Source organism: Janthinobacterium sp. GW822-FHT07H10 (genome assembly GCF_058798675.1).
On the sequence record NZ_JBXAKS010000001.1, the window covers coordinates 84,149 to 105,561 of the forward strand.

General features: G+C 63.8%; 19 protein-coding genes. 8 read left to right on the forward strand and 11 right to left on the reverse strand.

What is annotated here, in order from left to right:
* Window positions 1-36: 36 nt before the first annotated feature.
* The 4 genes from nagZ to AC1RDJ_RS00390 form a co-directional block, all read right to left on the reverse strand.
* Window positions 37-1,578 (reverse strand): beta-N-acetylhexosaminidase, encoded by a 1,542-nt coding sequence (gene nagZ / locus AC1RDJ_RS00375; protein WP_493026199.1) that lies wholly within the window; start codon window positions 1,576-1,578, stop codon window positions 37-39.
* A 181-nt stretch (window positions 1,579-1,759) separates the two neighbouring features.
* Complete coding sequence (locus AC1RDJ_RS00380; protein WP_071321717.1) at window positions 1,760-3,370, reverse strand: FMN-binding glutamate synthase family protein; 1,611 nt, start codon at window positions 3,368-3,370, stop codon at window positions 1,760-1,762.
* 223 nt (window positions 3,371-3,593) lie between these two features.
* Entirely contained in the window at window positions 3,594-4,604 is a 1,011-nt protein-coding gene (locus AC1RDJ_RS00385; protein WP_493026200.1) for a M48 family metallopeptidase, read from the reverse strand.
* Between the two features lies 1 nt (window position 4,605).
* A complete protein-coding gene (locus AC1RDJ_RS00390) occupies window positions 4,606-5,658 on the reverse strand; it encodes a YjgN family protein (protein ID WP_232251017.1) in 1,053 nt (350 codons plus the stop codon).
* A 164-nt stretch (window positions 5,659-5,822) separates the two neighbouring features.
* Here AC1RDJ_RS00390 and AC1RDJ_RS00395 point away from each other — a divergent pair, with 164 nt between their 5' ends.
* The 4 genes from AC1RDJ_RS00395 to AC1RDJ_RS00410 all read left to right on the forward strand — a co-directional run bounded on the left by AC1RDJ_RS00395 (window position 5,823) and on the right by AC1RDJ_RS00410 (window position 8,443).
* Window positions 5,823-6,494 (forward strand): glutathione S-transferase, encoded by a 672-nt coding sequence (locus AC1RDJ_RS00395; RefSeq protein WP_071321720.1) that lies wholly within the window; start codon window positions 5,823-5,825, stop codon window positions 6,492-6,494.
* A 118-nt stretch (window positions 6,495-6,612) separates the two neighbouring features.
* Window positions 6,613-7,047 carry an Sbal_3080 family lipoprotein gene (locus AC1RDJ_RS00400; protein ID WP_493026201.1) on the forward strand — a complete coding sequence of 145 codons (435 nt, stop codon included), beginning with the start codon at window positions 6,613-6,615 and terminating at the stop codon, window positions 7,045-7,047.
* 69 nt (window positions 7,048-7,116) lie between these two features.
* Window positions 7,117-7,890, forward strand: a complete 774-nt coding sequence (locus AC1RDJ_RS00405) for a 5'-3' exonuclease (RefSeq protein WP_071321722.1) — start codon at window positions 7,117-7,119, stop codon at window positions 7,888-7,890.
* Between the two features lie 145 nt (window positions 7,891-8,035).
* A complete protein-coding gene (locus tag AC1RDJ_RS00410) occupies window positions 8,036-8,443 on the forward strand; it encodes a response regulator (protein ID WP_071326165.1) in 408 nt (135 codons plus the stop codon).
* A 4-nt stretch (window positions 8,444-8,447) separates the two neighbouring features.
* Here AC1RDJ_RS00410 and mnmA read toward each other — a convergent pair whose 3' ends face one another.
* Together mnmA and AC1RDJ_RS00420 are read right to left on the reverse strand one after the other, a co-directional pair.
* Window positions 8,448-9,563 (reverse strand): tRNA 2-thiouridine(34) synthase MnmA, encoded by a 1,116-nt coding sequence (gene mnmA, locus AC1RDJ_RS00415; RefSeq protein WP_493026202.1) that lies wholly within the window; start codon window positions 9,561-9,563, stop codon window positions 8,448-8,450.
* Window positions 9,564-9,594: 31 nt separating this feature from the next.
* Window positions 9,595-10,074 carry an NUDIX hydrolase gene (locus AC1RDJ_RS00420; protein WP_071321724.1) on the reverse strand — a complete coding sequence of 160 codons (480 nt, stop codon included), beginning with the start codon at window positions 10,072-10,074 and terminating at the stop codon, window positions 9,595-9,597.
* Between the two features lie 413 nt (window positions 10,075-10,487).
* Between AC1RDJ_RS00420 and AC1RDJ_RS00425 the strand changes: the two genes are divergently transcribed.
* From AC1RDJ_RS00425 to AC1RDJ_RS00435, 3 genes are read left to right on the forward strand one after another with little or no spacing between them, the layout of a single operon-like run.
* A complete protein-coding gene (locus AC1RDJ_RS00425) occupies window positions 10,488-11,600 on the forward strand; it encodes a Re/Si-specific NAD(P)(+) transhydrogenase subunit alpha (protein WP_493026203.1) in 1,113 nt (370 codons plus the stop codon).
* Between the two features lie 24 nt (window positions 11,601-11,624).
* Entirely contained in the window at window positions 11,625-11,939 is a 315-nt protein-coding gene (locus tag AC1RDJ_RS00430; RefSeq protein ID WP_071321726.1) for an NAD(P) transhydrogenase subunit alpha part 2, read from the forward strand.
* Window positions 11,940-11,947: 8 nt separating this feature from the next.
* Complete coding sequence (locus AC1RDJ_RS00435; RefSeq protein ID WP_071321727.1) at window positions 11,948-13,402, forward strand: NAD(P)(+) transhydrogenase (Re/Si-specific) subunit beta; 1,455 nt, start codon at window positions 11,948-11,950, stop codon at window positions 13,400-13,402.
* A gap of 48 nt (window positions 13,403-13,450) precedes the next feature.
* Here AC1RDJ_RS00435 and AC1RDJ_RS00440 read toward each other — a convergent pair whose 3' ends face one another.
* The 5 genes from AC1RDJ_RS00440 to AC1RDJ_RS00460 all read right to left on the reverse strand — a co-directional run bounded on the left by AC1RDJ_RS00440 (window position 13,451) and on the right by AC1RDJ_RS00460 (window position 18,991).
* Complete coding sequence (locus tag AC1RDJ_RS00440; protein ID WP_071321728.1) at window positions 13,451-14,395, reverse strand: GGDEF domain-containing protein; 945 nt, start codon at window positions 14,393-14,395, stop codon at window positions 13,451-13,453.
* Window positions 14,396-14,510: 115 nt separating this feature from the next.
* Window positions 14,511-15,653, reverse strand: coding sequence for a UbiH/UbiF/VisC/COQ6 family ubiquinone biosynthesis hydroxylase (locus AC1RDJ_RS00445; RefSeq protein WP_493026204.1), 1,143 nt, complete (start codon window positions 15,651-15,653; stop codon window positions 14,511-14,513).
* 9 nt (window positions 15,654-15,662) lie between these two features.
* Window positions 15,663-16,985 carry an aminopeptidase P N-terminal domain-containing protein gene (locus tag AC1RDJ_RS00450; RefSeq protein WP_493026552.1) on the reverse strand — a complete coding sequence of 441 codons (1,323 nt, stop codon included), beginning with the start codon at window positions 16,983-16,985 and terminating at the stop codon, window positions 15,663-15,665.
* Complete coding sequence (gene murU / locus AC1RDJ_RS00455) at window positions 16,985-17,713, reverse strand: N-acetylmuramate alpha-1-phosphate uridylyltransferase MurU (RefSeq protein ID WP_493026205.1); 729 nt, start codon at window positions 17,711-17,713, stop codon at window positions 16,985-16,987. Before murU ends, AC1RDJ_RS00450 begins: the two co-directional genes overlap by 1 nt.
* A 210-nt stretch (window positions 17,714-17,923) precedes the next feature.
* Window positions 17,924-18,991 carry an aminoglycoside phosphotransferase family protein gene (locus tag AC1RDJ_RS00460; protein WP_493026206.1) on the reverse strand — a complete coding sequence of 356 codons (1,068 nt, stop codon included), beginning with the start codon at window positions 18,989-18,991 and terminating at the stop codon, window positions 17,924-17,926.
* A gap of 99 nt (window positions 18,992-19,090) precedes the next feature.
* Here AC1RDJ_RS00460 and AC1RDJ_RS00465 point away from each other — a divergent pair, with 99 nt between their 5' ends.
* On the forward strand, window positions 19,091-21,343 hold the full coding sequence (locus AC1RDJ_RS00465; RefSeq protein WP_071321732.1) for an LPS-assembly protein LptD: 2,253 nt from the start codon (window positions 19,091-19,093) through the stop codon (window positions 21,341-21,343).
* Window positions 21,344-21,413 lie beyond the last annotated feature (70 nt).

Here is a 21,413-nt window from a genome sequence, read left to right on the forward strand (position 1 = left end):
GCAAGGCCCGGCATGTGCAGGAAGGGCGGCGTGGATTTACGCCTTGCCCGCCAGTTTTTCCACCACGGGCACCAGCGCGGCCGGGCGGCAGCCGAAGGCGGCCAGGCGGCCTTGCGCATTCGGCGCCAGGTCGAGGTCATACGGCAAACGGCCCGCCACCAGCCACAGTTTATCGTGCGGCAGGGCGTCGACCAGGCGGCGCTGGCCATCGACGAACATGGCGTTATACGTCTGCAGCACGATTTGCTGCGCGCCTTGCGCAAAGGCGATGGCGGCGTCCACTTCCTCGTCCAGCGCCTCGGCCGACAGGGCGTATTCGCGCACGTCCAGCCCCGCCTCGAGCAGCGCCGGCAGCATCGAGCTGCGCGCTTCCTTGTTGCGGCCCAGCGCCACTTCGTCGATTTCGCTGCGCGAGCGCACTTCCACCGTCAGCAGGGTCACGGGCAGGCCTGCGTCGAGCGCGCGGTAATCGCCCTGCACGCGCAAGGCCGCCTTTTGCAGCAGCTGCGACAGGGCCATGGCGGCCGGCTGCATCAGCGCCGGCGGGGCGACAGGGCGCGCGCGCCAGTCGCGCACGGCGCGGTTGCGCTTGAGTTCAGCCACGCGGGCACAAGCCGCGTCGATGCGGGAGAGCGCAATGTCACCGCGTTCCACGGCGGCGATGACGGCGTCGATGGCCGCCGTCTGCTGCGCTTCGCGGTGCGAGATGAGGACGATGTCGGCGCCCGCCTGCAAGGTGGCGATGGCGCCCTGGGCGATGCCGATGCCGTCGGCGATGGCCGCCATTTCCAGGCAATCGGTAATGACGACGCCCTTGTATTGCAACTCGCCGCGCAGCAGGTCCGTCAGCACGCCTTTCGACAGGGTGGCCGGCACGCTGGTGTCGGCTTCGAACGCGGGGAAGACCACGTGCGCCGTCATGATGGCGTCGACGCCGCCGGCAATCGCCGCGCGGAACGGCGCCAGTTCCACGGCGCGCAGGCGTTCCTTGTCGTGCGGTACCAGGGCCATGGCGTAGTGCGTGTCGATGGCCGTGTCGCCGTGGCCGGGAAAATGCTTGGCCGTGACGGCCACGCCGCTGGCGCGCTGGCCGCGCATGGCGGCCATGCCGTATTCGATGACGGTGGCGGCATCCTCGCCATACGCGCGCACGCCGATGACGGGATTGTTGCGGTTGTTGTTCACATCCAGCACGGGGGCCAGCAGCATGTTGATGCCCACCTGGCGCATCTCGTCGCCGCTGATCTGGTTCATGCGCTCGCAGTCTTCAGGCGAGCCGGCGGCCTGGAAGGCCATCGCGGCGGGAACGGGCGTGACGCCCTGTTCGATGCGCATCACCATGCCGCCTTCCTGGTCGATGGAGATGAGCAGCGGCGTGTCGGACACTTCCGCGTTGATTTCCTGCAGTTCGCGGCACAGGGCCGACACTTGCGCGGGCGTGTGCACATTGCGGCGGAACAGGATCACGCCGCCCACCTTCTTGTCGCGTATCAAGGTCTTGATATGCTCGTCCGCCTGCAGGGCGTCGAAGCCCACCATGAACAACTGTCCTACTTTCTCGCGCAAACCCTGCTCCATGCTGCAACTCCTCCGGTCTTCATTGTGATGATGGCATACGTATTGTGGCACCGTGGTGGCGCGCCTTGGCGATCACCGGAAAAGCTGCCTGCGTTTTGTACTTGTTTTGGTATTGTATTGGATTTGGATATTTGCGCAAGTGGTTATTAAGTGGTATTAGTCCACTTGCGCCATGCAGGGCTTAGTCCAGGCGCTGGAACGATGCGGCCTGCGCCTTCGGCCAGTACAGGCCGAACACGGGCGGCAGTTGCGGCAGCTGGCTCGGGTCGAGCAATTGCCCCGCTTCCAGGAAGGGCAGCAGGGCCGAGGCCAGTTTCACCTGGTTGGGCGAGATGCGCCGCACCAGGTGGTGCGGGCGCAGGTCCTGCGGGTGCGCCAGGCCGGCGGCGGCGATCAGTTCGGCCAGCGCCTTCATGGTGTTCTGGTGGAAGTGCGCCACGCGGGAAATCTTGTCGGACACCACCAGCGCGCGCTGGCGCTGCGGGTCCTGCGTGGCCACGCCCGTCGGGCAGCGGTCCGTGTGGCAGCTTTGCGACTGGATGCAGCCCAGCGCGAACATGAAGCCGCGCGCCGAATTGCACCAGTCGGCGCCCAGCGCCAGCAGGCGGGCGATGTCGAAGGCCGTGATGATCTTGCCCGAGCAGCCGATCTTGATCTTCGCGCGCAGGTTGGCGCCCACCAGGGTGTTATGCACGAGCACCAGCGCTTCCTGCAGCGGCGTGCCCACGTGGTCGGTGAATTCCACTGGCGCGGCGCCCGTGCCGCCTTCGCTGCCGTCGACGACGATGAAGTCGGGCGTGATGCCCGTTTCCAGCATGGCTTTGACGATGGCGAAAAACTCCCATGGGTGGCCGATGGCCAGCTTGAATCCCGTCGGCTTGCCGCCCGACAGGGTGCGCAGGCGGTCGATGAAGTGCAGCATTTCCAGCGGCGTGGAAAAGGCGCTGTGCGCGGCCGGCGAGATGCAATCCTCGCCCACCATCACGCCGCGCGTGGTGGCGATCTCGATGGTCACCTTGGGACCGGGCAGCACGCCGCCGTGGCCCGGCTTGGCGCCCTGCGACATTTTCAGCTCGATCATTTTCACTTGCTCCGAGCTGGCGTTGGCGACGAAGCGCTCCTCGGAGAAGGTGCCGTCCGGGTTGCGGCAACCGAAGTAGCCGGAACCGATTTCCCAGACCAGGTCGCCGCCGTTTTCGCGGTGGTAGGGACTGATGCTGCCTTCGCCCGTGTCGTGCATGAAGCCGCCGCTGCGCGCGCCGCCGTTCAGGGCCAGGATGGCGTTGGCCGACAGGGCGCCAAAGCTCATCGCCGAGATATTGAAGACGCTGGCCGAATACGGTTTCTCGCGCGGGCAGTCCGGGTGGTTGCCGATGTCGATGCGGAAGTCGTGTCCCGTCACCTTGGCGGGGGCGATGGAATGGTTGATCCATTCGTAGCCGGCCTGGTACATGTCGAGCTGGGTGCCGAACGGGCGCTTGTCCGTCTGCTCCTTGGCGCGCTGGTAGACGATGCTGCGCTGGCTGCGCGAGAAAGGCGTCGCTTCCGTGTCGCTTTCCAGGAAGTACTGACGGATTTCGGGGCGGATGCTCTCGAAGAAAAAGCGGAAATGCGCGAGGATGGGGTAGTTGCGGCGCAGCGCGCGCTTGGTTTGCAGCAGGTCGCTGATGCCCAGCAGGGTCAGCGCACCGGCCAGCACGGGCAGCCAGTAATGGTCGTAGTAAAACAGGGACAGGACAAAGATGGCGGCCGTCGCAATGAAGGTCAGGTAGCGAAATGGTACTAGGTGCATGGGCACTCCGGTGAAGTCAGACTGATACTGCTGAGTGTACCGGTGATTTGTAGATCTTGCTGACTGGGAAAGTGTACTGTCAGAGCGGCGCTATCCATACGCGCGACACCTGACAAAACCGTAGCGGGCGGCAGCGATTTGCGGCCGAGAAGCGCAACCGTACTTTAGTACGGTGAGCATCGCCGGCCGCAAAGCGCGACGCGCAGCAGGTTTGGTCAGGTGTTCACCGTTGTGCCGCGCGGATGCGGGCCACCCGTTCGGCGCTGGCGGGATGGCTCGACAGATACGGCGTGGCGTCGCCGAGCTTGTCGAGGGCGACAAACACCTGTGCCAGGTGCTCCAGCGCAATGCCGTTCTGGCGCAGCATGGCGATCGCATAGTCGTCCGCCTCGCGCTCGACGTCGCGCGAGTACTTCAAGTCCAGCAGCAGCGGCGGCAGCGTGGCCACCACCGTCGACACGTCGCCGAACAGCAGCGCCGCGCCGGCGCCCACGGCCGAAGTCTGGATCAGGCGCCGCGTCAGGTGGCGCTGCTGCAGGTGCCCCAGTTCATGCGCAAGCACGCCCATGATGGCCAGGTCGTCCGGCATCAGTGCCACCATTTCATCGGTGAGCACGATGTCGCCCGAAGGCAGGGCGAAGGCGTTCGGGCCGATCTTGCTCTTGCGAAAGACGATGCGGTGCTCGGGCGTGCTGTCGCCGGGCGTGGCCAGGCGCGCGAACTGGGCGCGCAAGGCTTGCTGGCGCGCGCCATCGAGCTTGCTCGCCTCAAACACGTGCTTGTCGAGGAAATCGAGCACGCCCTGCCCCAGCTGGCGCTCGACGGACTGGGGAATCGCGTACGCGATGCCTTGCGCCGCCACCGGCAGCAGGTACTGATAGCTGAGCCACAGGGCCAGCACGGTGGCCACCGTGGCCAGCAGGGCGCCGCGCCAGCTTTGCTGCAGGCGCACCACCCAGCCGTCGCGGTGGCCCGTGTCGTGCAGCAGGCGGTTGAAGGCGGCCTGGTTGGCGATTTCCAGGTAGGCGCCGTCGGGGAAGCTGACCTTGCGCGCGGCGTGGCTGCTACGCTCGGACACGTGCAGCTCGTCCAGCGGGCAGCTGCGCTCGATGTCGCCGGCCAGCACGGCCATGCCATCGTGCACGGCCAGCGTCACGTGGTACAGGCGCGAGCTGTGGCCGTCGAAATAGCGGGCAGCCAGCGGCGCCTGCGCGGTCGGGCTGTCGTTGTGCATGTTACAGCGACAGGTCGAAGTCCAGCAGGTCGACCACGCCTTCGCCGGTGGCCGACACTTGCTGGCCCGTGGCGGCGACAAACTCGTCCAGGCTGCCGTGCACGAGCATCGAGGTCGCTTCCAGCCGGTATTTCAGCCAGCGCACGTGGGCGAACGGCGAAAACAGGCCCAGGGTGACGACGATGCCGATCAGGTTGGTCAGCATGATGAAGGTGGTGCGGCCCCACGTCAGCTGCGACTGGAACTGGTGCTGCTGCAGGCGCGTGTGGTTCCAGATCAGGTTCTGGATCATGGTGAGGAACAGCGGCAGCACGATGAAGGCCCACGCATACAGGGCGGCGACGGCGCCGAAGATGCTGCCGGCCTTGGTGGCGTCGTTGGCATGCGTGGCGAACGTGGCGAAGACGCTGGCGAAGACGACAAAGATCAGCACCAGGAAGCCGGCCAGCAGCAGGGCGAAGAACAGCAGATAGGTCTTGTAGAAGCTGCCGACGCTGGCGTCGAAGCTGAAGTTGCTGGTGCCGAAGCGGCTGTGCGTGTGCTGGAAGCGTTTCAGGCGCTGGTGCAGGAACGGCGTCATCAGGCCGCCCGTGAAGGTGTTCAGGATCGGCAGCCACAGGAAGTATTTGTAGGCTTCCTTGGCGCTGCCGCCAAAGCCGAAGCGGATGCCGCGATAGCTGGTGTTGTACAGCTTGAACTGCAGGCTTTTCCATACGAGCCAGGGCAGCACGGCGAGCATCAGCACGAGCATGATCAGGCCGACGACGGGCGAGACCTGGAAGGCGATGTTGTAGCCGCCGATCAGCACCACGGCCGCGATACGGCCCTTCAGGATGGCGACGGCGTTGCCATGGTATTCGAAGCTGCTGCCGGCCAGGTGGGTGCTGGAATAGAAATAGCGGTTGCGGCGCACCTTGGCCCAGGCCGAGTAAATGCCGAGGGTGACAATGCTCAGCAGCAGGTTGACGATCCAGATACGGAAGTATTCGCTGCCGGTGGCGCTGAAGGTGATCGCTTCGCGCTGGGGATTGGTGTTGTTGACATCGACGTGCACGGGAAGAATCCTTACTTATTGGAAACAAAACAAGATAAGGGAATACTGAAAAGTTATCAATTGAAACTACTGTTTTTCGCAATTTTTTCGTCGATACGCTTGCGCCGCCGCAATCTGGCCGTCCCGGCTATACTGGAACTCAACCATCGCCTACCGGGAAAACCATGATCGTCGTCCACCATCTGAACAATTCGCGCTCGCAGCGCGTGCTCTGGCTGCTCGAGGAACTGGGGCTCGATTACGAGGTCAAGCGCTACCAGCGCGACCCGAAAACCATGCTGGCGCCCGCCGCGCTGAAGGCCGTGCATCCGCTGGGCAAGTCGCCCGTGATCACGGACGGCGCCAACACCATCGCCGAATCGGGCGCCATCATCGACTACCTGCTCGAGCGCTACGGCAATGGCCGCCTGGTGCCGGCGGCGGGCACGCCGGAAAAGCTGCGCTGGACCTACTGGCTGCATTTCGCGGAAGGCTCGGCCATGCCGCCGCTGCTGATGAAGCTGGTGTTCGACAAGGTCGAATCGTCGCCCATGCCCTTCTTCGTGAAACCGATCGCGCGCGGCATCGCCAGCAAGGTCAGGGACAGTTTCATCATGCCGAACATCAACAGCCAGCTCGCCTACATGGAAGCGGAGCTGGAGAAAACCAAATGGTTTGCCGGCAATGAATTCACGGCCGCCGACATCCAGATGAGTTTTCCCCTGGAAGCGGCCGCCTCGCGCGGTGGCCTCGATGCGCGCCTGCCGAAGCTGACGGCCTTCCTGCAGCGCATCCATGCGCGGCCCGCCTTCCAGCGCGCGCTGGAAAAAGGCGGGCCTTACGACTTTGCAAAGTGAACAGATTGCTCGCGGCATAGGTCATACAAAGAAAGTAATATTACTTTTTTACATGGTTTTGCTATAAAATATTTTCCTTTATGCAACCATATGCCAGCGCCGCGACGCGCTCTTTTCCATGATCAAAAAAATAGTGCTCTTTGCCGCCGTGATGTTTCTCTTTACCGGCTGCGCGATTCAGCAGACCGTCAAACCGGTTGGGAACTTTGCCACCAAAGAAGTTTGTATCCTGAATAACCCGGATGTGCGCGTCGGCTTCATGGCCGCGTACAAGCGCGCGCTGGAAGGCAAGGGCTATGTCGCACGCCAATTGCCTGTCACGGCATCGATCATCGAATGTCCGCTGACGTCCACCTACACGGCGAACTGGCGCTGGGATCTGGCGATGTATATGCACTACGCCAATATCAAGGTGTACAACAACGGCAAGGTGGTCGGTGAAGCCGTGTACGACGCCAAGCGCGCGGGTCTGAACACGGGGAAGTTCATTGATGCGGATCAAAAAATTGGCGAGTTGGTCAACCAGCTTTTCCCGGGCGGCGCCGGTAGCTGAAACTGCCGATGGCCATGGCCATGCGGTAGAATGCGGGCTTGAACAAGCCTCAAAAGTCATCATAACCGCATGGCCAGACTCCTCGCTATCGACGGCTTGAATATCGTACGCCGCGTCTACGAAGCCAGTCCTGAACCCGATTCCGACCTGAAGGCGGAGATCGCGCTGCGCCATGCGCTGTCGTCGTTCCGCACCCTCATCAACGACCACGAGCCGACGCACATCCTGCCGGCCTTCGATTTTGGTGGCCCCACCTGGCGCCACGCCCTGTATGCGGGCTACCGCGAGGGGCGCCAGCCCATGCCGCAGGTGCTGCGCGACGCCTTGCCCGGCTTTTACGCCACCCTGGCCAGCTTCGGCATGCACGTGGTCAGCATTCCCGACGTCGAGGCCGATGACGTGATCGGCACGGCCGTCATGCGCTGGCTGCACGAGGGGCGCGGCGCGGCCGTCATCGCCACCACCGACAAGGATTTGCACGGCCTGATCGCGCACGGCGCCCTGGTCTGGGACCATTTCAAGGGCATCTGGCACGACCATGCCTGGGTCGAGAAAAAGTTCGGCGTGCCGCCGGAACTGCTGCCCGACCTGCTGGCGCTGATGGGCGACGTCACCGACAGCATCCCGGGCGTGTCGAAGATCGGCCTGAAAACGGGCGCGAAACTGTTGCGCGCCTACGGCAATATCGACGCCGTGATGGCTGGCGCCGGCATTTTGCCCGGCGCGCTCGGTGAAAGCCTGCGAAAAGAGCGGGAAATACTGTATCTTTCAAGAAAGTTGGTGGAACTCAAGACGGATGTCACGCTGGGTGTCACCTGGAACAAACTCGTGTGGGAAAAGTAGAGCGCCAAACAAAAAGCCCACGGCGTCGTTGCCTTGCCTCGTCGTACATTTGTACTGCCTTCGGCAACGCGCCTGGCCCTGGATGTTTTCCTGGACGCTCTGTTGGCCAGAACACGGAATCAATCAAGCAAGGAAGTAAATCATGATGTTAAAGGCAGTCCTGATCGATAGCAGCGCGGTGGCGCGCGGCCTGCTGAACACGGTCCTGATCGATGGCGGCTACGACGTCTGCGGCCAGACGCATACCAGCGCGCTGGGACTGGCGCTGCTGGTCAAGCATCGGCCGCATTTCGTGTGCATCGCGCGCGAGCAGGTGGAAGATGGCAGCAACGTGGTGCAGACCATCCGCGAGCAGTATCCGAAGACGCTCATTTTCATGATTTCGGGCGGCATCGACGCCGCGTCGCTGCAGGCGGCGCACGCGATGGGCGTGTCGGGCTTCATCGTGAAACCCTTCATGGCCGACACGGTGCTGAAGACCGTGCGCAATACCGTCATCGCCATGGTGCGCAAGCAGCAGGCCCTGGCCGCCGCCGCGCAGGGCAACGCCTAGGACATTACGCCAGTCCCGTCGAACCGGCGATGATGCCGCCGCCGAGGCACACGTCGCCGTCGTACAGCACGGCCGACTGGCCCGGCGTGACGGCCCATTGCGCCTGGTCAAACGCCAGGCTGAAGTGTTCATTCCCGTCCGGTAGCAGCTGGCAGGCGACGTCGGCCTGGCGGTAGCGCGTCTTGGCGCTCAAGGCGCCCGCCTGCGGCGCCGTGCCGGCGATCCAGCTGGCCTGGTCGGCCGTCAGGGATGGCGAGAGCAGCCACGGATGGTCGTGGCCCTGCACCACCCACAGGGTGTTGTTGGCGATATCCTTGCGCGCCACATACCAGGCGTCGCTGCTGCCGTCCGCATTCTGGTACGACTTCACGCCGCCGATGCCGATGCCCTTGCGCTGGCCCAGCGTGTAAAAACTCAGCCCCACGTGCTCGCCCACGGTCTTGCCGTCCGGCGTTTTCATCGGCCCCGGCTTGTACGACAGGTAGCGGTTCAAAAATTCGCGGAACGGGCGCTCGCCGATGAAGCAGATGCCCGTCGAATCCTTCTTTTGCGCATTCGGCAGGGCCAGCTTTTCGGCGATCTGGCGCACTTGCGTCTTCGGGATTTCGCCGAGCGGGAACAGGGTCTTGGACAATTGCGCCTGGTTCAGGCGGTGCAGGAAGTAGCTCTGGTCCTTGCTGGCATCGACGGCTTTGAGCAGCTCGAAGCGGCCCGCCTCCGTCGGCGCCTGGCGCACGCGCGCGTAATGGCCGGTGGCGATCAGGTCGGCGCCCAGGGTCATGGCGTGGTCGAGGAAGGCCTTGAACTTGATTTCGGCGTTGCACAGCACGTCCGGGTTCGGCGTGCGGCCGGCCTGGTATTCGCGCAGGAAGTCGGCGAACACGCGGTCCTTGTATTCGGAGGCGAAATTGACGGCCTCGATATCGACGCCGATGACGTCGGCCACGCTGGCCGCGTCGATCCAGTCCTGGCGCGTCGAGCAGTATTCCGAATCGTCGTCGTCTTCCCAGTTTTTCATGAACAGGCCGATGACTTCATAGCCTTGTTCCTTCAGCATCCATGCCGCGACCGAGGAATCGACCCCGCCCGACATGCCGATAACGACTTTCTTCTTGCTCATCTTGCTTTCCAGTTACTTTTAGATAATATTGCTATGCGCTATTGAAAACGGACGCATGCGTGTGCAGCAGGGCCAGCGGCGCGCGCCGGCCGGCCAGGTATTCATCGACGCATTGCAGCACCAGCGGGCTGCGGTGGCGCTCCTGGCAGGCCGCCAGTTCGTCGCGCGTCATCCACAGCGTGCGCAGGATGCCTTCATCGAGCGGGCGGTCATGCTCGGCGCCGGCCGTGCCGCAAAAGGTGAAGCGCAAATAAGTCACGTCCTCGCCCGTGCGCTGCGACTGGTAGCGCGACATGTACATGCCGACCAGCGCCGTGGGGATGAAATCATAGGCAGCTTCTTCCAGCGTTTCGCGGATCACGGCCTGCTCCAGCGACTCGAACGGGTCGAGGTGGCCGGCCGGTTGATTCAGCTTGATGCCTTCGCTGGTCTCTTCTTCAATCAGTAAAAACAGGCCGTCGCGCTCGACGATGGCGGCAACGGTGACAGAGGGTTTCCAGATTCTCGGCATGATTCCATCCTTGAAAGAGCCGACATTTTATCTTGTTCTGCGCGCGCGGTTTGAAGCCGGCCTTTTGTTGCGAGGACATATTGATAAATGACAACGTTTTAGCAAATAGCGGTGGGAGGTACTTACGTCTTTCCCCGCGAGCGCACTAGCATGGGGGCTTTGGCGGCAAGGTGGCAGGAAGCGCCCGTCAATATAGGCTTTCCCTGTGGTCAAAACAAGCGCGCACGCCGATTGGACTGTGGTGAGATTGACACACCTTTCCCACAATACGGGTGCCGTACCGCATGGCGGAACGGTGGATGCGATTACGGGGCAATTAGTGTCCAGCGCCTAAAAGTTGCTGGTTCACAAACGTTTAACGCGAAGGTTTCCGTGTTAGATTCTAGTCAGTTTATTAATTTGCGGAGGCATTCATGAGGATAGGCATACCGGCCGAATCACGGCCCGGTGAGACCCGGGTGGCAGCGACGCCCGAGACAGTCAAGAAGCTGGCAGCCAAGCATCAGGTCGTCGTGCAGGCGGGAGCGGGCTTGCACGCCTCGATTCCCGACGACGCGTATGCCGCCGCCGGCGCCGAGATCGGCAGCGCCCAGGAAGCGTATGGCTGCGCCATCGTGCTCAAGGTGCGCGCCCCCGATGCCGATGAACGGGCCCTGATGGCCAGCGGCACCGTGCTGATCGGCATGTTGAATCCCTTTGACGCCGACAATATCGCCGCCATGGCCGCGGCCGGGCTGTCCGCCTTCGCCCTGGAAGCCGTGCCGCGCATCACGCGCGCGCAGTCGATGGACGTGCTGTCCTCGCAGGCGAACATCGCCGGCTACAAGGCGGTGCTGGTGGCGGCGAATACCTATCAGCGCTTCATGCCGATGCTGATGACGGCGGCCGGCACCGTGAAGGCGGCCCGCGTGCTGATCATGGGCGTGGGCGTGGCGGGCTTGCAGGCGATCGCCACGGCCAAGCGCCTGGGCGCCGTCATCGAGGCGTCCGACGTGCGCCCGCCCGTCAAGGAGCAGGTCGAGTCGCTGGGTGCCAAATTCCTCGACGTGCCTTTTCTCACCGATGAAGAGCGGGAAATCGCCAAGGGGTCGGGCGGTTACGCGCGCGCCATGCCGGCCGACTGGATGCGGCGCCAGGCCGAGCTGGTGCATGAACGGGCAAAACAGGCCGACATCATCATCACCACGGCCCTGATTCCCGGCCGCGCCGCGCCCGTGCTGATTTCCGAGGAGACGGTGAAGGCCATGAAGCCGGGTTCCGTCATCGTCGACCTGGCCGTCGAGCAGGGCGGCAACTGCCCGCTGTCGGAGCTGGGCAAGACGGTGCTCAAGCACGGCGTCTACATCGTGGGCGAGCCGAACCTGGCGACCCTGGTGGCGGCCGACGCGTCGGCCCTGTATGCGCGCAACGTGCTGGACTTCCTCAAGCTCATCATCGACAAGGACGACCAGCTGCTGATCGACCGCGAGGATGAAATCATCAAGGCCAGCCTGGTTTGCGCGGGCAGCGACATCTTACGTAAATAATACGGCGCCGGAGAGAACAACATCATGGAAATCAGTCACACCATCACCAACCTGATCATCTTCGTGCTGGCCATTTATGTCGGCTACCACGTGGTCTGGACCGTCACGCCGGCGCTGCACACGCCGCTGATGGCCGTCACCAACGCCATTTCCGCCATCATCATCGTCGGTGCCATGCTGGCCGCCGGCCTGACGGATGGACCGCTGGCGCAGGCCGCCGGCACCCTGGCCGTGGCGCTGGCCGCCGTCAACGTGTTTGGCGGCTTCCTCGTCACGCAGCGCATGCTCGAGATGTTCCGTAAAAAAGAACCGAAGGCCAAGCAAGGAGCGAAAGAATGAGTCACGCCATGAGCTTCGTCACCATGAACCTGGTGACGATGATGTACCTGATCGCCTCGGTGTGCTTCATCCAGGCCCTGAAGGGCCTGTCGTCGCCATCGACGGCACGCCGCGGCAACGCCTTCGGCATGAGCGGCATGGCCATTGCCGCCGTCACCACCGTGGCGCTGATCCTGAAACTGAAGGAACAGCAAACGGGCGGCATGGGCCTGACCCTGGTCATCATCGGCATCGTCACGGGCGGCGTCATCGGCGCCTACCTGGCGAAAACCGTGGAAATGACGAAGATGCCGGAACTGGTGGCGGCCATGCACTCGCTGATCGGCCTGGCGGCCGTCTGCATCGCCGTGGCGGCCGTGTCGGAGCCATGGGCCTTCAATATCGCCAAGCATGGCGAGGCGCTGCCCATCGGTAACCGCTTCGAGCTGTTCATCGGCACCTTTGTCGGCGCCATCACGTTTTCCGGTTCGGTGATCGCCTTCGGCAAGCTGTCGGGCAAATACAAGTTCCGCCTGTTCCAGGGCGCGCCCGTCAGCTTCAAGGGCCAGCACATGCTCAACCTGGTGCTGGCGCTGGTGATGGTCGGCCTGGGCCTGGCCTTCTGCTTCGCCGACGGCGTGGAACCGGCGTGGACGCCGTTCGTCATCATGGCCCTGATCGCCTTTGCCCTGGGCGTGCTGATCATCATTCCCATCGGCGGCGCCGACATGCCGGTGGTGGTCTCGATGCTGAACAGCTACTCGGGCTGGGCCGCGGCCGGCATCGGTTTTTCGCTGAATAACTCGATGCTGATCATCGCCGGCTCGCTCGTGGGGTCTTCCGGCGCGATCCTGTCGTACATCATGTGCAAGGCCATGAATCGCTCGTTCTTCAACGTCATCCTCGGCGGCTTCGGCGGCGCCGCGCCGGCCGCCGGCGTGGCCGGCGCACAGGAACAGCGTCCCGTGAAATCGGGTTCGGCCGACGATGCCGCCTTCATCATGAGCAATGCGGAAACCGTCATCATCGTGCCCGGCTACGGCCTGGCCGTGGCGCGCGCGCAGCACTCGCTGAAGGAACTGGTGGAAAAGCTCACGCACAAGGGCGTCACCGTCAAGTACGCGATCCACCCGGTGGCGGGGCGCATGCCGGGCCACATGAACGTGCTGCTGGCCGAAGCCGAGGTGCCGTACGACCAGGTCTTCGAGATGGAGGACATCAACGGCGAATTCGGCCAGACCGACGTGGTGCTGGTGCTGGGCGCCAACGACGTGGTGAACCCGGCGGCGAAGGACCCGGCATCGCCGATCGCCGGCATGCCTATCCTGGAAGCGTACAAAGCCAAGAGCATCATCGTCAACAAGCGCTCGATGGCTTCCGGCTATGCGGGCCTGGACAATGAACTGTTCTACCAGCCGAACACGATGATGGTGTTTGGCGACGCCAAGAAGGTCATCGAGGACATGCTGAAGGCAGTCGAGTAAGGCAATGCCTTGCGCCATTGAAGACGGCCCGCCTTGCGCGGGCCGTTTTCATTCTGCCGCCACCACCTTGTTGCGGCCCTGGTGCTTGGCCGCGTACAGCGCCTTGTCCGCTTCCGACATGGCCGCGTCCATGCTGGCGCCCTGCGTCAACGGCGCCAGGCCGATGCTGATGGTGACGTGCAGCGCGCCGCCGTCGGGCAGCACGGTGACGGCGGCCGCCACGGCCGCGCGGATGCGTTCGGCCACCTGGCAAGCTTGCGTCAAGGTCGCGTCGGGAAACAGCAGGCCGAATTCCTCGCCGCCCATGCGCGCCGCCACGTCGGTGACGCGGCCCGTGTCGCGCAGCACCTGCGCCACCGTGCGCAGCACGGCGTCGCCCACGGCATGGCCATAGCGGTCGTTGATTTTCTTGAAATGATCGAGGTCGGCCACGCCCACCGTCAGCGCGGCGCCGCTGCGCGCCGTGCGCGCCATCGCTTGCTCGGCCTGGGCTTCATAGGCGCGCCGGTTCGGCAGCGACGTCAGCGCATCGTGCAGCGCCTGCTGCTCCAGCTGCGCCAGCAGGCTGGCATTCTTGGCCGCCAGTTCGCGCCGCTCGCGCACGTCGAGCAGGAAGGCGCCGAAATAGCGCATGCCATCGACGACGCCCAGGTCGAGCGCCTTCATCTCGATGGGGATCATTTGCGCATCGCGGTGGCGGATGGCGAATTCGCGGATCTTTCCCAGCACGCTGGACGGGCGCGAGCTGCGGATGTAGTTGATGACGTGGTTGTCGTGCTGGGTGGCGACGGCGTCGGGCAGCAGGCCGTTCAGGGTCTGGCCCAGCAGTTCTCCACTGGCATAACCGGACAGCGCCTGCATGGCGCCGTTGATGTAGCGGATGCGGCACTGTTCGTCGATGATGATGACGGCGTCGAGGGCGTCTTCCAGCAAGCGGGAAAAGAGTACTTCGGGAAGTGCGGCAGGCGGTGCTGCGGGCAATGCGTCTGTCATGGGACTGTCGCCAAAATCCAGGTGATACCCATTGTCGCATCCGCGGGCCGTTTATTCCATGCCGGATAGCCCGCCTGTTTCTTTTTCGCCCGCGCTCTTTCTTTATTGCTAAGGCTTAGCGGCGGCCGTACATCATCAGTTCAGCCAGGCTCTTGCGCGCCGGGCTGAAGACGTCGAGCAAGCCCAGCGACAGGCCCAGCACGCCTTGCGTGGGCGCCGTGCCCGTGAAGATGCGCGCCATGGTGTCGGTGACGCGCACCGTCAGGCCGCGGTCGGCCTGGCGCAGACTGGCATAGCGTTCCAGGCTTGCCGGGCTGCCGTCCTGCGCCAGCACGCGGGCCAGCACGGCGGCGTCGCGCAAGCCCAGGTTCAGGCCTTGCCCCGCCACCGGATGCAGGGTTTGCGCCGCATTGCCGATGGCGACCGTGCGCGCCGTGCCGCCCGCCTGCGCGTTCAGGCCCAGCGGATAGGCCAGGCGCGGCGTCGTATGGTTGAAACGTCCCAGGCGGCTGCCGAAGGCCGCGCCCAGGCGCGCCAGAAAGGCCGCATCGTCGAGGGCCAGCAACTGTTCGGCGCGCGTGGGCGGCACGCACCAGACCAGCGCGTAGCCGTCGTCCTGCGGCAGCAGGGCCAGCGGACCTTCGTCGGTGAAGCGTTCATACGCGCGGTGGGCGATGGGAGCACTGGTGCGCACGTGGGCAATGATGGCGCTTTGGCCATAGTCGCGGCTGACGGCGCGTTCCTGCTGCTGGCCGAACAGGCCGCCCTCGGCCTGCACCAGCAGGCTGGCGCGCAGGCTGGCGGCGGCGCCGTCCTGTTCGATCTGCACGGTGACGCCATCGGCGTCTTCGGCGCTGGCCGTCACCAGCGCCGGGCGCAGGCTGGCCACGCCGAGGCGCTCGCACACGTTGGCCAGCGCGCTGACCACGGCGCCGTAGCGCGCCACATAGCCGAGGGCATCGACGCCATGTTCAGCGCGGTCCATCAGGCTGCGCCCGAAATGGCCGCGGCGCGAGACGTGAATTTCGTGGATCGTCGTCGCTGCGACGGGCCAGGCGCCCGCTTCCTCGAGGATCTGGCGGCTGCCGTGCGACAGGGCGATGGTGCGCGGATCGCGCCTGGCCTGCTCGATGGACTTGGCGTCGAGCAGGGCGATGCCGGCGGCGCGTGCGCCCCGTTGCACCAGCAGGGCGGCCAGCGCCATGCCGACGGGGCCGGCGCCGCAGATGGCGAGATCGAAGGGGGGCGGTGTATGCATGCTGCTGCGTTAATCCTGTGACATCAGTTGTTCGATTTCAGCCACGCTTCTGGGCGCCGTGCTGAACACTTCATGGCCTTGCGGCGTGACCAGCACATCGTCCTCGATGCGGATGCCGGTGTGCCAGAAATGCTCGGGCACGCCCGCGCCGGGGCGCACGTAGATGCCCGGTTCCACCGTCAGCACCATGCCAGGCTCCAGCGCGCGCCATGGCTTGCCGGGTGCGGCCGTGTCGCGGTAGGCGCCCACGTCGTGCACGTCCATGCCCAGCCAGTGGCTGGTGCCGTGCATGTAGAACGGGGTATAGCTCTTGTCGGCGATGACGTCCTGCACGCTGCCGCTTTTTTGCCGGTCCAGCAATTTCAAATCCAGCATGCCCTGCGCCAGCACCTGCACGGCCGCCTCGTGGATGGCGCTGTGCGGCAAGCCGGGGCGCACCATGTCCAGCGACGCCTGCTGGGCCGCCAGCACCAGTTCATACAGCGCCCGCTGCGGGTCGCTGAAGCGGCCGTTGACGGGCCAGGTGCGGGTGATGTCGGAGGCGTAGCCATCGAGTTCGCAGCCGGCGTCGATCAGCACCAGATCGCCGTCCTGCAGCTGCGCGTCGTTGGCGTTGTAGTGCAGGATGCAGGCGTTGGCGCCGCCGGCCACGATGGACGAGTAGGCGGGAAACTGCGCGCCGCTGCGGCGAAATTCGTACAGCAGCTCCGCTTCAAGCGCATATTCCGGCATGCCGGGCCGCGTGGCGCGCATGGCGCGCACGTGGGCGGCGCTGGAAATGGCGGCCGCGCGGCGCATCAGCGTCTGTTCCTCGCTGTCCTTCAGCAGGCGCATGGCGTCGAGCATGCCGTTGATCTCAATGGCCATGGCGGGGGCGGTGATGCCGCTGCGGGCCTTTTGCCGCACGCTGTGCAGCCAGACCTTGACCTGGGCATCGAGGTTGCCGCCCAGCGCGTAATACAGGGCCGGCGCATCGGCCAGCAGGCGCGCCATTTCCACGTCGCGTTCCTCGATGGGGAAGGCGCCGTCGAAGCCGAAGGTGGCGCGCGCCGCCTCGGGGCCGTGACGGAAGCCATCCCAGATTTCGCGCTCGGTATTCTTGGCGCGGCAAAACAGGATGGCGCGCGCGGGCGCCGTGGCGCTGGCGGCCACCAGGGCCATGGCGCTGTCGGGCTCCGCAAAGCCGCTCAGGTAGTAGAAATAGCTGTCGTGGCGATACGGATAGTCGCAATCGCTGTTGCGCGCCACTTCGGGCGCCGTGGCGAGGAAGGCCACGCTGCCTGGCAGCATCTGCGCCAGCAGCGCCGCGCGCCGTGCCGCGTAGTTGGCCATCATGCCGCAGGCGCCTTCGGGCCTGTGCCGGCGACGCCGTTGAGCACGTCGAGCTGCGCCGGCGTGCCCACATTCGTCCACTCGCCCGGATAGATTTCGCCGCCCACGCGGCCCTGGTCCGCATACTGGCGCAGCAGGTCGCCCAGTTTGGCGTGGCTGCCTGGCGTAATGCCGTCGAACATTTCAGGACGGTACACGCCGATGTTGGCGAAGGTCCATTTGGTGTCGTCCGTATTGTTGATCGAGAACAAGGTCAGGCCGAAGTCGCCGTGCGGGTGGAAGTCGGGATTGGGCACCAGGTAGGTCCAGGCGATGTCGCGCTGCTCGGGCGGATACGGCGTGCCCAGCACATCCTTGTCGGCCAGCACGTCGAGCACTTGCTTGAAATCAAAGTACGGACAATAAATGTCGCCGGAGATGGCCAGGAACGGTTCCTCGCCCAGCAGGTGGCGCGCCTGGGCGATGCCGCCCGCCGTTTCCAGCGGCGTGCTCTCCGGCGAATACGCGATGCGCGCGCCGTACGCGCTGCCATCGCCCAGGGTTGCCTCGATCAGATGGCCCAGGTGCGCATGGTTGATGACGATGTCCGTGATGCCGGCGCGCACCAGATTCAGCACATGCCAGACGATCAGCGGACGGCCGCGCACTTTCAGCAGCGGTTTGGGGCAGGTGTCGGTGAGCGGACGCATCCGTTCACCGCGGCCTGCGGCGAAGATCATGGCTTTCATGGTGGGACTCGTTTTCTGTTTTGTTCGGTAAATGTTGCGCGGCGTGAGCCGCACAATAGCGTAATTCTGCAGTCGCGACACCTGACAAAACCGTAGCGAGCGGCAGTGAGGCCCGGCGCCCCCTTGTGGCCAAGAAGCGCAACCGTACCCTGGTACGGTGAGCATCGCCAGCCGCAAAGCGCGACGCGCATCAGGTTTTGGCGCGTGTCGTCAGAAGGTGTAGCCGACTTGCGGCGTCTTATTTTCCAGCGCGTCGAGCAAACGCACCAGCGGCTTGAGTTCCGTATAGCGGTTGGCTGTCTTGCGCACATAGTCGAGTACGGTCGGCAGGTCGCCCATGTACAGGTCCTTGCCATCGCGGTAATTCAGGCGCGCGAACAGGCCAAGGATTTTCAGGTGGCGCTGCAGGGCCGTGAATTCGAAATCGCGGTAGAAGGCGTCGATGTCGGGATTCACTGGCAAGCCCAGTTGCTTGGCGCGCTGCCAGTAGCGGATCACCCAGTCGAGCACCAGTTCTTCATCCCACTGCTGGTAGGCGTCGCGCAGCAGCGAGGCGATATCGTAGGTGACGGGACCAAACACGGCGTCCTGGAAGTCGAGGATGCCCGGATTGGGCATCGAGCCATCATTGATGTGCATCAAATTGCGCGAATGGTAGTCGCGGTGCATGAAAACTTGTTGCTGCGACAAGATATTCGCCGTGATGGCTTCGAACACCTTGTCCAGCTGGGTTTGTTGTACATCCGTCAAGGTGGCGCCCAGATGCTTGCCGATGAACCATTCCGGGAACAGATTCATTTCGCGCAGGATGAAGGCGCGGTCGAACTCGGGCAGCACGTCGGGTTGGCTGGCCAGCTGGATTTTCATCAGCGATTCGAGCGCTTCGGCGTACAGCACGCTGGCATTGTCGTGGTTCAGGGCGTCCAGGTAGGTGGTCGTGCCCAGGTCGGAGAGCAGCAGGAAGCCTTGCTCCAGGTCTTGCGCGATGATGTCCGGCACGGACACGCCGGCCGCCTTCAGCAAGCCGGCCACCTTGATAAAGGCGGGCACGTTTTCGCGCTCGGGGGGCGCATCCATGGCGATCAGTGTGCTTCCTGGCAATGTTGTATTGCCGGGCAAGACATCGAGGCGGTAGTAGCGGCGGAAGCTGGCATCGCTGGACGCGGGGCGCGCGGAATCGGGCGAAACGAGGTTCAACGGGGCCAACCAGGCTTTCAACAGGGTCAGGCGAGCGTCGGCGGAGGCCGGCGCGGCAGGGGAATTGGGGGAGAATGACATTAAGCGGCCTGTGGAATCGGGTTGATGGTGCAGATTCCCATATAATAAGGGATTCAAATCAAAAAATCGCCTGTCAATGGTGCTTGCCCCTTCCAATTCATGAGCTGGTTTTCGGCCTCCCCCCCTTCGCAGCGCTGGGCTTTCGCCATCAGCGCGCTCGTCGCCGCCACGACGGTGCCCGTTCACGCCCAGAAAGCACCACGTCCGGTTCATGTGGAAGATCCGGATGCGCCCACCGTCATGACGGCGGAAAGTATGCGTGGCCGGCCGGAACGGGAGCTCAATCTGGACAAAAATGTCGTTATTGAGCGTGGAAAAACCACAAAAATGACGTCCGATACAGCTTGTTACAAACAAGTTGACGATGAGTTCGACGCCGAGGGCCATATCAAGATGTGGCGTTTCGGCGATTACTACACGGGCGACGTGCTGAAACTGAACATGGAGACGGGCAAGGGCTTCCTGCTCAATCCCACCTACCGCTTTGAAGTGGGCGGGGGGCAGGGCAAGGCCGAGCGTGTCGACTTCATCAATCCCGACGAAGCCAATGTCATCGACGGTACCTACAGTACCTGCGAAGGCCCGAATCCGGACTGGTACCTGAAATCGAGCACCCTGAACCTGGACACGGGGCGCGACGTGGGCACGGGCAGCAAGACCATCATCTATTTCAAGGACGTGCCCATTCTCGGCACGCCCGGCATCTCGTTTTCGCTGTCCGGTGCGCGCCGTTCAGGCTGGCTGGCGCCGACGCCGGGTTTTGCCTCGAAGAATGGCTTTGAGCTGACGGTACCGTACTACGTGAATATCGCGCCGAACCGCGACCTGACCCTGTTCCCGAAATACATACAGCGGCGCGGCATCCAGCTGGGCGCCGTGGGGCGTTATCTGGGCGAGACCGATGGCGGCCTCCTGTATCAGGGCGAGACGTCGTTCGAATTTTTGCCGAACGACAAGCAAACCAAGACCAACCGCTACATGATCAAGTCCAAGCACGAGCAGGCGCTGGGCCTGGGCTGGGTCTACGGCTGGGACCTGCGCGATGCGTCCGACAATAACTATCCGAGCGATTTCTCGAAGACGGTGGCCACGGCCACCGAGCGCCAGTTGCTGCGCGAATTGCGTACCGAGTATCGTACCGAGGACTGGAGCCTGACGGCGCGCGTGCAGAATTACCAGGTGCTGCAAGATCCCGATGCGGTGACCGATCCCAGCCTGTTCGTCACGCGTCCGTATGACCGTTTGCCGTCGGTTAACTTTCACGCTGGCAAATACGACGTATGGGGCGGTCTCGACTGGACCTTCGACGCGGAAGCGACGCGCTTCGTGCACCCGACCCTGGTGCAGGGTTCGCGCCTGGTGGCGGTGCCGCAGGTGAGTCTCCCCATCGTGCGCCCCGGCTACTTCATCACGCCCAAGCTGATGCTCAATGCCAGTGCATATCAGCTTGATAACGATAGCCGGACCAAGGCGCAGTTCCCGAATACCTCGTTTACGCGCGCCGTGCCGACGTTTTCGGTCGACGGCGGTCTGGTGTTCGAGCGCGACACGAACCTGTTTGGCGCCAAGGGCGGCACGCAAACGCTGGAGCCGCGCCTGTTCTACGTCTACACGCCGTACCGCGACCAGTCGCAGTTTCCGAATTTTGATACGGCTGACGGCACGTTCAGCCTGACGCAGATCTTTACGGAAAACCGCTTCGTCGGCAGCGATCGCATCAGCGATGCCAACCAGGTCACGGCGGCCGTCGTCTCGCGCTTCCTGCGGCCCGATGGCGCCGAGCTCATGCGCCTGACCTTCGGCCAGCGCTTCTATTTTGCCGACCAGCGCGTGCAGCTCAATTCGTCCACGCCGGTCAACCAGTCGCGTTCGGACATCCTGCTGGCGGCGACGGGCCGCGTATCGGAGACTTGGACCGTCGATAGCCTGGTGCAGTACAATCCCAGCGACCGTCAACTGATAAGCTCCACGTACTCCCTGCAATATCAGCCTGGTCCGAAGAAGGTATTGAACTTCAGTAACCGTTTCCAGCGCAATAGCCTGCGCAATGCGGAAATATCGACGCAATGGCCGCTGACGGACCGTCTGTATGGCGTGGGCCGCATCAGTTATTCCTTGCTGGACCGCCGCATGCTGGAAAGCCTCGTCGGCCTGGAATACAAGGGCGACTGCTGGGTGTTCCGCATGGGCGCGCAGCGTTTCGTAACGTCGGCCAAGAATGCCTCGACGCCGATCTTCTTCCAGCTGGAATTGACGGGCCTGTCAAACGGCCTGGGTCTGGGGGCGAATGGCCTCGAGACATTTACCAAAACGATCCCTGGCTACCAGGCACTGAGCCAGCCACTCCGTTAAGATGGTCACCGTTGCCGCCGCCGGTGTCCCCGGCGCTGGCACAAACCGGTTTTTTTATTCACCTGAACTC